The 14,347-nt window shown below is 51.6% G+C and carries 12 protein-coding genes; 4 read left to right on the top strand and 8 right to left on the bottom strand.

The window, feature by feature from the left end; genetic code table 11:
- Window position 1: 1 nt before the first annotated feature.
- From HMPREF9441_RS16260 to HMPREF9441_RS16250, 3 genes are all read right to left on the bottom strand, one after another.
- On the bottom strand, window positions 2-502 hold the full coding sequence (locus HMPREF9441_RS16260; protein WP_008623017.1) for an RNA polymerase sigma factor: 501 nt from the start codon (window positions 500-502) through the stop codon (window positions 2-4).
- Between the two features lie 403 nt (window positions 503-905).
- Window positions 906-1,436: an NUDIX hydrolase gene (locus HMPREF9441_RS16255; protein WP_008623016.1), complete on the bottom strand. Its 531-nt coding sequence runs from the start codon at window positions 1,434-1,436 to the stop codon at window positions 906-908.
- Between the two features lie 15 nt (window positions 1,437-1,451).
- Complete coding sequence (locus HMPREF9441_RS16250) at window positions 1,452-2,711, bottom strand: S-adenosylmethionine:tRNA ribosyltransferase-isomerase (protein WP_008623015.1); 1,260 nt, start codon at window positions 2,709-2,711, stop codon at window positions 1,452-1,454.
- A gap of 234 nt (window positions 2,712-2,945) precedes the next feature.
- Here HMPREF9441_RS16250 and HMPREF9441_RS16245 point away from each other — a divergent pair, with 234 nt between their 5' ends.
- A complete protein-coding gene (locus HMPREF9441_RS16245; protein ID WP_039865617.1) occupies window positions 2,946-4,034 on the top strand; it encodes a DUF2027 domain-containing protein in 1,089 nt (362 codons plus the stop codon).
- A 114-nt stretch (window positions 4,035-4,148) separates the two neighbouring features.
- A complete protein-coding gene (locus HMPREF9441_RS16240; RefSeq protein WP_008623011.1) occupies window positions 4,149-4,646 on the top strand; it encodes a C40 family peptidase in 498 nt (165 codons plus the stop codon).
- An 86-nt stretch (window positions 4,647-4,732) separates the two neighbouring features.
- Here HMPREF9441_RS16240 and HMPREF9441_RS16235 read toward each other — a convergent pair whose 3' ends face one another.
- The 3 genes from HMPREF9441_RS16235 to HMPREF9441_RS16225 form a co-directional block, all read right to left on the bottom strand.
- Window positions 4,733-5,485, bottom strand: coding sequence for an exodeoxyribonuclease III (locus HMPREF9441_RS16235; RefSeq protein WP_008623010.1), 753 nt, complete (start codon window positions 5,483-5,485; stop codon window positions 4,733-4,735).
- 73 nt (window positions 5,486-5,558) lie between these two features.
- The gene (locus HMPREF9441_RS16230; protein WP_008623009.1) at window positions 5,559-6,275 is read right to left on the bottom strand and encodes an MBL fold metallo-hydrolase; all 717 of its coding nucleotides are present in this window, start codon (window positions 6,273-6,275) and stop codon (window positions 5,559-5,561) included.
- 6 nt (window positions 6,276-6,281) lie between these two features.
- Window positions 6,282-8,738, bottom strand: a complete 2,457-nt coding sequence (locus HMPREF9441_RS16225; protein ID WP_008623008.1) for a glycoside hydrolase family 127 protein — start codon at window positions 8,736-8,738, stop codon at window positions 6,282-6,284.
- Window positions 8,739-8,826: 88 nt separating this feature from the next.
- Between HMPREF9441_RS16225 and HMPREF9441_RS16220 the strand changes: the two genes are divergently transcribed.
- Complete coding sequence (locus tag HMPREF9441_RS16220) at window positions 8,827-11,229, top strand: glycoside hydrolase family 127 protein (RefSeq protein ID WP_008623007.1); 2,403 nt, start codon at window positions 8,827-8,829, stop codon at window positions 11,227-11,229.
- A gap of 121 nt (window positions 11,230-11,350) precedes the next feature.
- Here HMPREF9441_RS16220 and HMPREF9441_RS16215 read toward each other — a convergent pair whose 3' ends face one another.
- Together HMPREF9441_RS16215 and HMPREF9441_RS16210 are read right to left on the bottom strand one after the other, a co-directional pair.
- Window positions 11,351-12,343 (bottom strand): virulence RhuM family protein, encoded by a 993-nt coding sequence (locus HMPREF9441_RS16215; RefSeq protein WP_008623006.1) that lies wholly within the window; start codon window positions 12,341-12,343, stop codon window positions 11,351-11,353.
- 59 nt (window positions 12,344-12,402) lie between these two features.
- Entirely contained in the window at window positions 12,403-13,290 is an 888-nt protein-coding gene (locus tag HMPREF9441_RS16210; RefSeq protein WP_008623003.1) for a carbohydrate kinase family protein, read from the bottom strand.
- A 698-nt stretch (window positions 13,291-13,988) separates the two neighbouring features.
- On the opposite strand from HMPREF9441_RS16210, the gene HMPREF9441_RS18685 reads away from it, so the two are divergent.
- Window positions 13,989-14,237, top strand: coding sequence for a hypothetical protein (locus HMPREF9441_RS18685; RefSeq protein WP_172634987.1), 249 nt, complete (start codon window positions 13,989-13,991; stop codon window positions 14,235-14,237).
- Window positions 14,238-14,347: the final 110 nt, after the last annotated feature.

Raw genomic sequence — 14,347 nt, 5'->3', positions numbered from 1 at the left:
TTTAATCTCTCCTTGCCTTTAGTTGTTCCATCATTTGTTTCCTTGCCCGTGACAATATGGTGCGGACTACGCCTTCCGTTGCTCCGATGATACGGGCTATCTCGCCCATTTCCAGATGTTCCACCTGACGCATGCGGAGCACGGCCCGGTATTTGTCCGGCAGGTTCCGAACGGCACCGCGCATCCATTCCGCATTTTCACGGTCTTCCATCATCGCCTGTGCGCTTCGCTGTCCGTCGGGCGCGTCATGCCCCGTCAGGCTTTCGTGCGGATGGGTTTTGAGTCGCCGCAGGCGGTCGATGCAAAGATTACGGGTGACGGTCATACCCATGGGAGCAATGTTCTTTTCCCGGTCGATCCGGTCTCGGACAAGCCAAAGTTTGAGCATGGCTTCTTGTACGATGTCTTCCGCCTCGTCCTCATCAGACAGATAGAAACGTGCGATGTCTACGAGTTTGCCTCGTAGCATGGATGCCGCTATTTCAAATTCTGTCTTTTCCATGAGGTTAATGTTACAAGGGGCAGAACCGTTTCCGGCAATTAGGACGTGGCCGTTCTTTCCCTTTTTATAAAGAATACGCAGAAGCCGCTCTTTTGTTTCATCGGATGATGTTAAAGAATGTAATAAAAAGAAAGTGGGAAGGCTGAGCAACAGAATGACAGAAGGAGAACGTTTCCCGTATGTAGATATTTAGAAGACAGAAGAACAAAAGAACAGAAGCCTGAAAAATGCTTTCCGTAAGGAATCTTATGTCCTTATGTTCTTCTGTCCGAATCATTTTCCCAAAGGAAACATGTCCTTATGTTCTTTTGTCTAAATCATCTTCTCATAAGAAACATGTTCTTCTTTCCGAATCGCATTCCGTATGGAAACAAGCATGTTTGTCATTCATTCTCGCTTTCATTCATAAAAGCGTGTCCGGTTCATTCCCGAAAAGTCTCTTGTATTCGCTTTCAAAATTGGGCGTGAAGAATCCTTTTCCCATCGCTTCATGGATTTCCGTTGTGTTCCAGAAACGTCCGCCATCTGTTTCCGCACTGGGACGTATTTCCCCGTCGTAAGTACAACGGTGGGGGAAGACTAATTCACGTTCGCGGTCGGATTCAAATACATAGTGGGGGAGACGTTCGGGAGTGAAGCCGGTGAGGCAGAGTTCTTCTTCCGCTTCGCGGCGCAGGGCCATCTCTACGCTTTCGCCCAAGTCCACGTGTCCTCCTACGGCCGTGTCCCATCTTCCCGGTTGGATGTCTTTCCATTGCGGACGCTTTTGCAGGTAAAGTTCGCCCCGGCTGTTGAACACATGCAAGTGCACCACGGGGTGAAGGCGTTTGCTGCCATTGTGGCATTCGCCGCGTGTGGCGGCTCCGATGATGTTCCCCTCTTCATCCACGAGGGGAAACATCTCTTCCCGGTTATCTTTTTGTGTAGCTATCATGAGGCTTTGCGAGGTTTAAGGGATGAGCAATGAGCTGTCACCGTAGCTGAGGAAACGGAAATCGTGGGCGAGGGCATAGTCGTAAATCGTGCGCCAGTCGCCGTGCACGAAAGCCGAGACGAGTAACAACAGTGTACTTTGCGGCTGGTGGAAGTTGGTGACCATCATCCGCACGATATGGTATTCGTATCCGGGAGCTATGATGATTTGCGTACTGGTGTGCAGGGCTGTCAGCTCGTGGCGGTTCAGATAATCCCATACGTTTTGCAGGGCTTGCATTGTGGTGAGTGCTTCCGGACGTCCGTCGTCGGGGCTTCTGGAGGGGCGTGTCCGGGCGGCATACTCGTAAGGCATCCACTGCGGCACGTGGAGTTCCTCCTCCGATGCGTCGGGATTTCCGTCCAATGCCACACCTATATAATACAGGCTTTCGAGGGTGCGCACCGAAGTCGTGCCCACGGCAATGCATGCGCCGCCGTGCGCCAACAGTTTCTCTATCGTGCTGCGATGCACGCAGATGTATTCCGTGTGCATCTCGTGCCCGGCTATTTCTTCGCTTTTCACCGGTTTGAACGTGCCCGCCCCGACGTGGAGCGTCACTTCCTCGCGGTCGATGCCGTGGGCATCCAAATCGGCCAACACGCGTTCGGTGAAATGGAGCCCGGCCGTGGGGGCAGCCACGCTGCCTTTGATTTTAGAGTACACCGTCTGGTAGGTCGTCTTGTCGCTTTCCTGTGTCTCGCGGTTCAGGTAGGGCGGGATGGGCAGTTCGCCCACGGCTTCCAAAATTTCAGCCCAAGTCGTTTGTTCGTCGTCCCATTCAAAGTCAATCCAGTGGCTGGTGCCACGATTCTCGCCCCGGGTTGCCTTCAGGGTGATGCTGCGTCCGCTGATTTCCACGGGGCGGGATAAGCTACCGCTTTTCCATTTTTTCAGATTGCCCACAAGGCAAAGCCAACTGCAACGACCGGTTTGTTGGAACATCAGCGCGTAGTCGTGCGGACGGACCGGTTCCAGGCAGAACACCTCGATGAGCGCGCCGGTGTCCTTGTGGAAATGCAACCGCGCCTGTATGACTTTCGTGTTGTTGAACACCATCAGGGCACCTTTGGGCAAATAGTCCGGCAACGAAGTGAACGTGTCCTCGCCCACCGTTCCGTGACGGTACACCAACAGTTTGGATTGATCCCGTTCGGTTAGGGGGAATTTTGCTATACGCTCCTCGGGCAGTTCGTAGTTGAAGTCTTTAATCTGGATGTGTTTGGTCTCTTCCATTGGGATTGATAGCTTTTGGTATGCAAAGTTAGGTATATTTACCGAAGTGGGACGGGTGTTTGGGATAAAAAAGCATAAAGGCGGCAGACAGATATTGTACTCCTTGCGCTTTGCTGTATATTTGTCTGCACGAAGATAGGAGGTGGCCCGGCATTGCCCAATCAGAAAATTCCGTTTTCGTTTGCCTCTGCGCCTGTCTTTCGCTATCTTTGCCGGGAATAAAACATGGAAGATATGAAAATCGGAGATAAAGTAAGGTTTTTGAGCGAAGTGGGGGGCGGCATCGTGAGCGGCTTCCAAGACAAAGATACGGTGTTGGTGCGGGATGAAGACGGTTTCGACATTCCGATGCCCGTGCGTGAGTGTGTCGTGGTAGAGACTGACGATTATAATATTGCCAAGGTGAACACCGGTACGCACGACAAGAAGAAACTCGTAGGGGAGCGGACGGCCAGACAGTTTCGTGATGAAGATGAGGAAGACGACCGTCCTGTGACATTCGTGCCTAAACCGCAGGAACGCCGGAACGGTGACAAGCTGAACGTTTTTCTGGCTTACGTGCCGATGAATCCCAAAGAAATGACCACCACGTCTTTCGAGGCTTATTTGGTGAACGACAGTAACTATTACGTCACCTTTCTTTACATGAGTGTGGAGGGTACGGGATGGCGCGTACGTTTCCAAGGGACGGTGGATCCGAACACCAAGCTCTTCATGGAGGAATTCGACCGTTCGGTGTTGAACGACATGGAGCGCGTCTGTGTGCAATGCCTGGCCTATAAACAGGAGAAGACTTTTCTGCTCAAACCGGCCGTACAGGTGGAATTGCGGATAGACACTGTGAAGTTCTACAAGTTGCACACGTTCCAACCCTCGGACTTCTTTGAAGAAGATGCCTTGGTGTATGACGTGGTGAAGGATGACGTGCCTGCCCGTACGGTTTTTGTCAACGCAGAACAGTTGCAGGAGGCTTTGCTGAAAAAATCGGCCGACGAGCGTCCGGTACGCCAACCGGCCCGTAAAGCAGAACAACCGAAGAACGGCATCATAGAAATAGATCTGCATATCAGTGAATTGTTGGACAATACAGCAGGGCTTTCCAACAAGGAGATGTTGGACTGCCAGATGAAGGAGTTCCGCCGCGTGATGGACGAGAACCAAAAGAACAAAGGACAGAAAATCGTTTTTATCCATGGTAAGGGAGAAGGTGTGCTGCGCAGCGAACTCTTGAAGGAATTGAAGCGGGTTTATAAGAATTGCACTTATCAGGATGCTTCGTTCCGCGAGTATGGATTCGGGGCTACCATGGTCACGATTCATTGACGTCCAGAGCCTTAAAGGCTCTTAAAAGATGTGTATTTTATTGGGGTTCTGCATGGAAAGGTGTATTTTTGGCATCGAAATCCATGTCGAACCCTTAAAATTAATATCAAAATAATGATGCGGTGTCTTTGGTCTCTGCTTGTTTTGTGTGCTTTGTTTTGTGTGTCCCCCGTTTCTGCCCAGGCGTTATTGTCGGAAGAAATAAAGGAGGATTCAGTCACCGGCCAAGATGTCGTAGAGAAAGCCAAAGAGTTTATCGGAGTGCCTTACCGTTACGGACAAATGAACCCTAAGCGCGGATTTGATTGTTCCGGTTTCACTACTTATGTCTTTAAGTCTTTGGATATCTGTTTGACGCGTTCTTCGCGTTCCCAGTTTAGAGAAGGAGTCAAGATAGACGACCGCCGCGACTTGCAGCAAGGGGATTTGGTGTTTTTCACCGGTACGCGTTCCAAGAAGACCATCGGGCATGTGGGTATCGTGACGGATGTGGATGAAGAAACCGGTGAATTTGAATTCATCCATGCAGGGCGCAAAGGTATTTGTATCAATTCTTCTTCCGACGGCTATTATGACCGGCGATATGTAGGGGCGCGCAGGGTGTTGGGGTAATACCTGCCAGATACGAAGAGAGCCGTTTCCGGAGTGCGCAAAGGCATACGGGAACGGCTCTTTTTCGATATAGAGTGGCTGACGGGTCAGAACAAGTCTACCTCCACTGGGCAGTGGTCGGAACCGAATATTTCGGTGTGTATGGTTGCGCTTTTGAGTTGCGCTTCCAGTCGTTTGGACACTAAGAAATAGTCGATACGCCACCCTGCATTCTTTTCCCGGGCTTTGAAACGGTAAGACCACCACGAGTAGATGCCTTCGCGGTCGGGATAGAAGAAACGGAACGTGTCTGTAAAACCGCTGTCTAACAAGATGCCGAATTTTTCCCGTTCTTCGTCCGTGAAACCTGCGTTTTTACGGTTCGATTTCGGATTTTTCAGGTCGATTTCGCGGTGCGCCACGTTCAAGTCGCCGCAGACGATGACCGGTTTCCGGGTATCCAGTTGCAAGAGATAGGCGCGGAATGCTTCTTCCCATTGCATACGGTAATCCAGACGTTTCAGTCCGTCCTGCGAGTTGGGCGTGTAGACCGTGACTAAGAAAAAGTCAGGCATTTCAAGCGTGATGACGCGTCCTTCCTTGTCATGTTCCTCCAAGCCGAGGCCGTATGTGACATTGAGCGGGGCATGGCGGCTGAAGATTGCCGTACCGGAATATCCTTTTTTCTCCGCATAGTTCCAGTAGGAGCGGTAGCCTTCAAACTCCAAATCGAGCTGACCTTCCTGCATTTTTGTTTCTTGCAGGCAAAAGAAGTCCGCATCCAAGGCGGCGAAAGACTCTTTAAATCCTTTTTCACAACAGGCTCTCAGGCCGTTGACGTTCCATGAGATAAATTTCATAGGCTGTAAGTTTGCTGTATTTCTGCTTTTTATTTTCAAAGGTAAGCCTTTTCTTCCGGATGTGCAAACCCCGTCAGAACCGAGCGATGGCCTCTCCTTCTTCTTGAATGTAGAGGAAACGGGTTTGCATTCGTTCCGCTTCCGGACCGAAAGTCATGGCCCTTTCGCGAGCCGGAGGGAAGTGCATCGGGGCAAAATAACGGGTGGGGATATATTGCAACCATTGTCGTGCGCCACGGGCAAAGTCGCTACCCAAACGTGGGTCTACGGGAAACATTACCAGGTCGAAAGCCATACATTCCTTTCGGATGTCGTTCAGGATAGCCAGAAAGTCGCCTTCCCGTTTTTTGATTTCCTGTGGCGTGGATTCGTCTGCCCAATGCCAGTTGTTCAGGTCGCCTGCGTGGAATATGTCTTTGTCTTCAACATGAACAGCCCAAGATACGCCGGAATCAGTGGAACCGAAAGCATGTACCGTGATGAGGTCGTCTCGGTAGCTTTCTCCCCGTCTCAGGTATGCCGTTACGCCTTCCGTTCCGGCACGTCGCCGACGGTAGATGTCGCGGGAGAGGATGACTTTCTTTTCCCCGTGGGGTACGGGCAGGTTCAGGATTTCCGGATTGAAATGGTCCTGATGGAAATGGCTGGCCAGAAAGTAGACGCGTTTATGCGTTGTGGACAGTGTCCGTTCCACGATACCGTTGTCGGCATCCCGCCAGAAATCAAAAATCAGGATGGCCGATACTCCTTCGAGCATGAAGCCGCTGTGGTAAATATAAGCGAGTGTCATTGGATTTTATAGTTTATCTTGGGCCGGAATGACCTTCCATTCCAACACGCCGCCCGACTCACCTTTTTGAAGTTGCGCTGCGATTTTCAGTCCGGTGGTCTTTACCGGTTTGAAGTCGAGACGGTTGTAGGCGTCCTTGGTCGTGGTGTACGGCGTAGTGGCTTCCACTTCTTTCCAACTGTCACCGTCTTTATAATAGAGTTTCCACGAGGCGGGTACACGGAAGTTGCCGTCGTAATGGTCGAAGTCCAGCCAGTACACTTCTACACCCGATACGGTGTAAGCTTGATCGAAGTCGTAGGCCAACGTTTCTTCCGTGCCGCGCTTGAGCCACCAGTAATGGTAAGGTTTGGACGTGTCCGACGAACGTTTCGGTTCCCATTGGTCGTTTACGCCCCAAGCCCAACTTTCCGTGGCGGCAGATTCGGGAGCGTCTTTTTGGAGAGGGGCTTGAATCGTCAGCGTACGTGCCCGGCTGGCGATGGTCGGCAAAGGTTCGGGACGGGCATATTCCGGCGATGTGGGAATCCATACGGCCATTTGTGCCGCGCCACGGTTGTTCCATACGGAATAAGGAATGGCTTTGAACGGCACGTCCGTCGTCTTTCCGCCACGTCCGACGGCTTGGGCCGTGCCTTCCAACGTGACGATACCGTTAAGCATATCCGGGGCGTAAGTGGCGGAAATCGTCGTCCCGGTAGGAATGAATTTGTTGAAAATCAAACTGTCCGGCTGGTCTTTGTCTTCGATGCAGTAGACGATGGGTCCCCGTTCGATGGCGGCTTTTCCCCGGTCGTCTTCCACTTCGCCACGGGCTTCCACCCGGCGTACGTCCATCGGGAAATCCAGTTGCACCGTGTCGCCTTTCTTCCATTTCCGCAAGATGACGGCGTAACCGTTTTCCACACGGAACTCCGCGTCCTTGCCGTTGACTTGTATGGTGTAGCCCTTTCCTTTTCCGGTGTAGTGATACAGGTCGGTCGGTACCGGACGGTCTTGTGCCCATCCCGGGATGCGGCATCGCAGGGCAAAGGTCTGCTTCTTTTCAGGATGTACGGTCATGCGGATTTTTCCGTCCCATGGATAATCCGTTGTCTGGCGGATTTCTATTTTGTTTTGGGAAGTAGAGAGATGGGCCGTACTTTGTATATATAGGTTGACGAAGACGTCCTTGCCTTGTGTGGCATACATGTAATTAGGAACGGAAGCCATGAAACGGGTGACATTGCCCGGACAGCAGGCACAACCGAACCAGGCCTGCCGTTCGTGCTGCCCCATGCTTTCCAAAGGATTGTCGTAGAAGAAGCGGTCGCCGCTAAGTGACACGCCCGAAATGACCCCATTGTAGAGAGCACGTTCCAATACATCCTCGTACCGGGAGTCGCCCGTGGCAAGGAACATGCGGTGGTTCCAGTACACGTTGGCGATGGAGGCGCAAGTTTCGCAATAGGCCGTATGGTTGTTCAATTCATAATCCGGGCCGAAGCCTTCGCCTTGGGCACGGGAGCCGATACCGCCGGTGAGGTACAGTTTGCGTCCGGCCATGTTTTCCCAAATGCGCGTAAGGGCATGGAAATAAGCCGTGTCGCCGGTCAGTGCGGCCACGTCGGCCACACCGGAATACAGGTAACCGGCCCGCACGGCATGCCCCACTATTTCATCTTGTTCGAGAATGGGTTTGTAGTCCTGGCTGTATGCACTGGGTGCATGTCCGTCGGTGCATCGTCCCGTTTCTTCCACGAAATACCGGGCTGTGCGGAGGTATTCTTCTTTTCCGGTGACTTTGTACAGCTTGGCCAGAGCCATTTCCACGATGGGATGCCCCGAAGGCACATGTTTCTGCCCTTCGTCGGGACCGAATACCCGGCATACCAAATCGGCGTTTTTGATAGCCACGTCCAATAGGGAACGTTTGCCCGTGGCACGATAGTGGGCTACGGCAGCTTCATAAAGATGTCCTGAATTATAAAGTTCGTGGCTGTTGATTTTCTCCCAACGGTGTGTCCCCCACCAACCCGAAAGACGGGTACAGCGGTTGGTCACACAAGTGGTCAGGTAACCGTCGGATTCCTGTGCGGCGGCTATCAGTGCGATGACACTGTCCAGATAGGCATCCTGCCGTGCATCGTATTTTACTGCCAGAGAGTAAGACGCTCCTTCGATGATTTTATAAGGGTCGGTGTCGTCGAACGAAAAGTCGCCCCGGTGCTCGCCCTCTTTCAGTCCGCCTGCGATGGCGAAGTTGTCGAAACGGCCGTTCTTCTCACACTCCCGGAAAGCCGAGGGAATGGACACCGTGCGGTTCGTCTCGATACGCGGTGACCAGAACGCGTCCTGAATTCGTACTTGGGTAAACGGCACTTCCATGATTTGTGCCGTGTTTTGCCCGTGGGTGGCAATGGAAAAAGCAGCGGTGCAGAAAGTCCATGCGGTTCGTTTCAAGAATAAGATTTTGTTTCTCATGGGTTAATAATTCTATGGTTTCATGCTACAAAGATAATTAGTTTTGCTAACTTTGCCGTGAAATCAATATTTTTATTTTTTACCTACCATGAAGAAAAAATTGCTGACTGCTATTTTCGTGTCTTCCTTGTGTGGAAGCATGCAGGCGCAAGATGCGCCCCACGGTTATCCTTATTCTCCCGTACCTTTCACGTCCGTCAAGGTGACGGATTCCTTTTGGGGTCAACGCTTGAAGGCGAGTCGTGAGGTTACGATTCCTTTGGCCTTCAGTAAATGCGAAGAGAGCGGCCGATATGAGAACTTTGTCAAAGCGGCTCATCCAAGCGAAAATTACAAGGTAGAAGGTCTTCCGTTCGACGATACGGACGTGTACAAGACGATAGAAGGCGCAAGCTACTTGCTGCAGACCTATCCGGACAAGAAGCTGAAATCGTATATCGACAGCGTGCTGGCCATTGTGGCGGCAGCACAGGAGCCGGACGGCTATCTGTACACGAGCCGCACGATGAATCCCAAGCGTCCGCATGACTGGTCGGGAAGCCGACGTTGGGAAAAAGTGGAGGACTTGAGCCACGAGTTTTATAACCTCGGTCACATGGTGGAGGGTGCCATCGCGCATTACCAAGCCACGGGAAAACGGAACTTTCTGGATATTGCCATCCGTTATGCCGACTGCGTGTGTCGTGAAATTGGTTCGGGGGAAGGGCAACTGGTACGTGTGCCCGGCCATCAGATAGCCGAAATGGCCTTGGCCAAACTCTATATCGTGACGGGCGACCAGAAGTATCTGGACGAGGCGAAGTTCTTCCTCGACCAACGCGGCCACACTTCTCGGCGCGATGCTTACAGCCAGGCGCACAAGCCCGTGGTGGAGCAGGACGAAGCCGTGGGGCATGCCGTGCGGGCCACTTACATGTATGCCGGAATGGCCGATGTGGCAGCCCTCACGGGCGATACGGCTTACATTCATGCCATCGACCGGATTTGGGACAATATCGTGGGCAAGAAGTATTACATCACCGGCGGTATCGGGGCTACGGCCAACGGCGAGGCTTTCGGTGCAAATTATGAACTGCCCAACATGTCGGCTTATTGCGAGACGTGCGCGGCCATCGGCAACGTCTATGTCAACTACCGTTTGTTCCTCCTGCACGGGGAATCCAAATATTATGATGTATTGGAACGTACCTTATATAATGGGCTGATTTCGGGCGTTTCGCTAGACGGCGGCGGTTTCTTCTATCCCAATCCCTTGGAGAGCCGGGGGCAGCATCAGCGTCAGCCTTGGTTCGGTTGTGCCTGTTGTCCGTCCAATATTTGCCGTTTCATCCCTTCCTTGCCCGGTTATGTATATGCCGTGAAGGATAAGGACGTATATGTCAACCTGTTCATGTCCAACGAAGCCAACCTTGAGGTGGGCAAGAAGAGTGTCGTCTTGGAGCAACAGACCCGTTATCCTTGGGATGGCGACGTGGCCGTGAGCGTGAAGAAGAACAAGGTCGGTGCGTTTGCCATGAAAATCCGCATCCCCGGTTGGGTGCGCGGACAAGTCGTACCGAGCGATTTGTACCGTTACAGCGACGGCAAGCGTCTGGGATACAGTGTGAAAGTGAACGGCCAACCGGTGGAAAGCGAATTGCAGGACGGTTATTTCACGATAGAACGCCGATGGAAGAAGGGCGACAAGGTGGAAGTGCATTTCGATATGGAACCTCGCGTGGTGAAAGCACATGCCAAAGTGGAGGCCGACCGCGGGCGTGTGGCTGTGGAGCGCGGCCCGTTGGTATACTGCGCCGAGTGGCCCGACAATGATTTCGACATAATGAGTGTATTGGTGAACCACCGTCCGCAGTTCGAGACGGTAGAGAAACCGGACATGCTTTGCGGCCTGACGGAAATCAAGACGGGTGCGCAGGTGTTGGGCTATGATGCCGAAGGCCGTCTGACGGCTTCGGATGTCGAACTGACGCTTATTCCTTATTATGCTTGGGCGCACCGGGGAGCCGGTAACATGATGGTATGGTTGCCGCAGGAGGTGAGCGCGACAAGCCCGTCCATGCCGGCCACGTTGGCCTCGGAGAGCCGTGTGGATGCTTCGCACAAGACTACGGCCTTGTCTGCCATTAACGACCGCTTGGTGCCGGTGGACGAGAACGACCGTTCCATGGCCTACTATCATTGGTGGCCGAAAAAGAACTCGACGGAGTGGATTACTTACGAGTTCCCGAAACCGTCCAAAGTGTCTTCCTCCACCGTGTATTGGTTCGACGATGAGCCGTGGGGAGGTTGCCGCGTGCCTCAAAGTTGGAAACTGTATTACAAGGACGAACAGGGCGGTTGGACACCGGTGTCGGCAGCCGGCACGTACGGGACGAAAAAAGGTATGCCCAACACGGTGGAATTCACGCCGGTGCAGACTACGGCCATGAAGCTGGAAGTCGTGTTACCAAAGGACAATTCGGCCGGTGTTTTCGAGTGGGAAGTCGAGTGAGAAAATAACCCAATGAAGAAGACTGCTTGTCACAAAGCAGTCTTCTTCATCGGGCTTGTGTCGGTATTTATGGATTTTTGTGGATGTCTTTTTGGGGATGCGTGCTGATTTTTGACTTTTTCTATTGTGTTTGTTCCTTGTCTTTTAGTCTTTTCACCTCTTTGTCAAAGTCGCTCTCCAACATGTCCATTTCTCGTTTGCGGTAAATTTCAAATTCTTTTTCAGCTTTTTCTATGGCTTGTTTATGTGAGACATTGCCTTTGCCTATCAGAACTTTACGTTTATGGGCGATAATCTGATTGTCGAGTGCCTCTATCCAATCTTTCATTGTCATAGGATTCATTTCTAATGCTTGAAATTCAGCGAAGTCCAAGAAGCCGGAAACAAGCAGGTTCAAGCGTTGCAGTTCTATTTCCGACAAGTAATTTTTGGCAATCTTTACATCATCCCGGGTTACATAGTTCCCATTGAAGTTGGTCATTCCTACAAAAGGTTTTTTATTGTCCACACGGTTGTAGATAACTTCGGCTGCCGTGTATTCGTGAACGGCATGATGCAATTTGTTCTGCACGGTGGCGAAGAAAGTTTTGGTCATTTCGCAACGGGGATCATAATCCGTAGCAGTGGCGTAAATATCCGTAACCTGCTGATAAAAGTTGCGTTCGCTGCTACGGATGTCTCTGATGCGTTGCAACAATTCGCGGAAATAACGGTTTCCGCCTTGTTTCAATCTTTCGTCATCCATGGCAAATCCTTTTTGAATGTATTCATGCAAACGTAAGGTTGCCCAACGGCGGAAGCGTGTGGCTATTTGGGATTGTACGCGATAACCTAAAGCGATTACCATGTCAAGGTTATAGTGGTCTATATTGCGTTTTACCTGACGGTTACCCTCTTGGCGAACTAATAAGAATTTCTTATAAGTTCGATTTTCATCAAGCTCTCGGTCAGCATATATATTTCTTATATGCATGGAAATATTCTCCTGTGTGGTGCAATATATGTCTGCCAACTGATTTTGTGTCAGCCACAAATCCTCATCGGCAAAACGAACCGACACACGGGTTATTTCGTCATCGTCTTGGTAAAGTATTATTTTGTTTGCTTCTTTCATAGAATGTCCTTTTGTTGGCATACATGGCAATGTATGTGTAATGCGTGAAGACGATATTTTTATATCCGTTTCGTGAATGTCCCGGGGAGCAGGGGCATGGCTCCTTTTTGCGTACATATGTAAGCCGAAACGTCCACTGCGAGGTGGTGTGCTTCGCGGACGGTTCCTCCGGAAAGGATGGCGGCCGTGAAGGCGGCTGTGAAGGAGTCGCCTGCGCCTACGGTGTCGGCCACTTCCACTTTCGGGGTGTCTCGGTAGGATGTTTCTTCCGGAGTGAATACGAAACTGCCTCGTGCGCCGCAGGTGAGAATCAAAGCCTTCAGCGCGTATCGCTTCAGCAGCGTCCTGCAGCTTTCTTCCTGGCCTGTGCCGGGCAAGGCGAACAGCCGTGTCACGATGTCGAGTTCTTCATCGTTGATTTTAAGGATGTTGCACTTTTGCAGACTGGTGGAGATAATCTCCTGTGTGTAGAAACCTTGCCGGAGGTTGATGTCGAATATCTTGTATTGTCCGTCCCCGTCCGGCATGGTGTCGAGAAACCGGTGGATGGTGGAGCGTGAGGCGGGATGCCGTTGGGCCAGCGAACCGAAACATATGGCTTGCGTCTGGCGGGCCAGTTCTGCCGTTTGCGGCGTGAAGGGAATATGGTCCCAAGCCACGTCTTCCCGGATGTTGTAGCAGGGGATGCCCTTTTCGTCCACTTCCACCTCTACGCTTCCTGTGGGGAAGTCCGTTTTCTCGATAAGTCCTTTCAGCGATTTGTCCCGTAAGTTCTCCAATAGCTCGCTCCCCGCCGTGTCCTTTCCCACGGCACTCACGACCCGGCTGTCTATTCCGAATTGCGAGATGTGGTAGGCGAAATTGGCCGGTGCGCCTCCTATCTTCTTGCCTTCGGGCAGCATGTCCCACAAGGCTTCTCCCATGCCTGTTACGATGGATTGTTTCATGATGATGCGGTTTGATGGTTTGTTTCTTGTATATGCCGACGGCGGCTCCAGTACAGTCCGGTGGCATGACGGTACAAATATACCACTTTTTATGCAGTGGCACGGCATGGGCAAAGTGTCAAAATGTTAAATCCGGTTGTCCGAGAATCCGTTATTTCCGTCTGGGAGAGGGAGGGGGTGAAAATAACGGATTCTCGTGCGGAGGTTTTTTGTCGTTTTGTAACGAAAGAAGGTCTTGTACCGTTCTTTTGTCGGTCGTGCCGGAGGTTTGTGCGTACGGTTTTACGGTCGGGAAAGCGGCAAGCCTGTTTCGTTGTCATTCTGTTTTCTGTTTTTGGAGGTGTTTTCGTTTCAATTAGAGGTAAAAAGACGGTTTACGGCTTATTTTTATTTCCTTTTCCAACGACTTATGGTATGGTTGGCGTAGGACTTGCTTTCATTGTGCGCCAGTCGTAAAATCGTTCGCTTCCGATTGATTTACCGTTTGGCTGAGACTGAGTATATGATATACGGTATATATGCAGGTTTCGGATGTATTTTTTGCATAAATATTCAGGTTTGGGGCTACGGATTTGCCTCGGATGAGGTTTTCTGTGCCCCGTTTTTGGGTGTTTTTGTTGTCTTTCTGATTGTTTTTTTCTTTCTTTTCCTGTCTTTCTGTCGGGCTTGGGGACGGTTTCCAAGGTGACTGTAACCGGATGGGACGACGGTCCTTCCTGTTCCGTCTTACGGTTCTTTGTCCGGTAGGTATGGGTATTCGCTTTTGCCGTGGCGGGCTTGTCCGGTCCGTCCCGTATCGTCGTTCCCATAAGCAGCCCATGAAAATCCTCCTTTGTCTGCCGGGCAGCCGTGATGTTGCAGGGTGGGGGTGTCTTGCGGGGGTGGCTGTGGCCGGGCTTATGTGCACGGTGGCGGTTAAGTACCGCTTTGTTTCGGGGGATGCCTGATCGTTTTCCGTTTTCAGTTCCGGGCGGTCTTTTTGTCCGTCGTCCGTCGTTTCCCTTCCGTTTTCGGCCTTCCTTTCCCGGTCTTCCCTTCCGGATAGTTGTTTCTCTTG

The organism is Paraprevotella clara YIT 11840 (genome assembly GCF_000233955.1).
GTDB lineage: Bacteria > Bacteroidota > Bacteroidia > Bacteroidales > Bacteroidaceae > Paraprevotella > Paraprevotella clara.
Note: the sequence above shows the minus strand (reverse complement) of the source record. Positions and strands in the feature narration are given on the sequence as shown.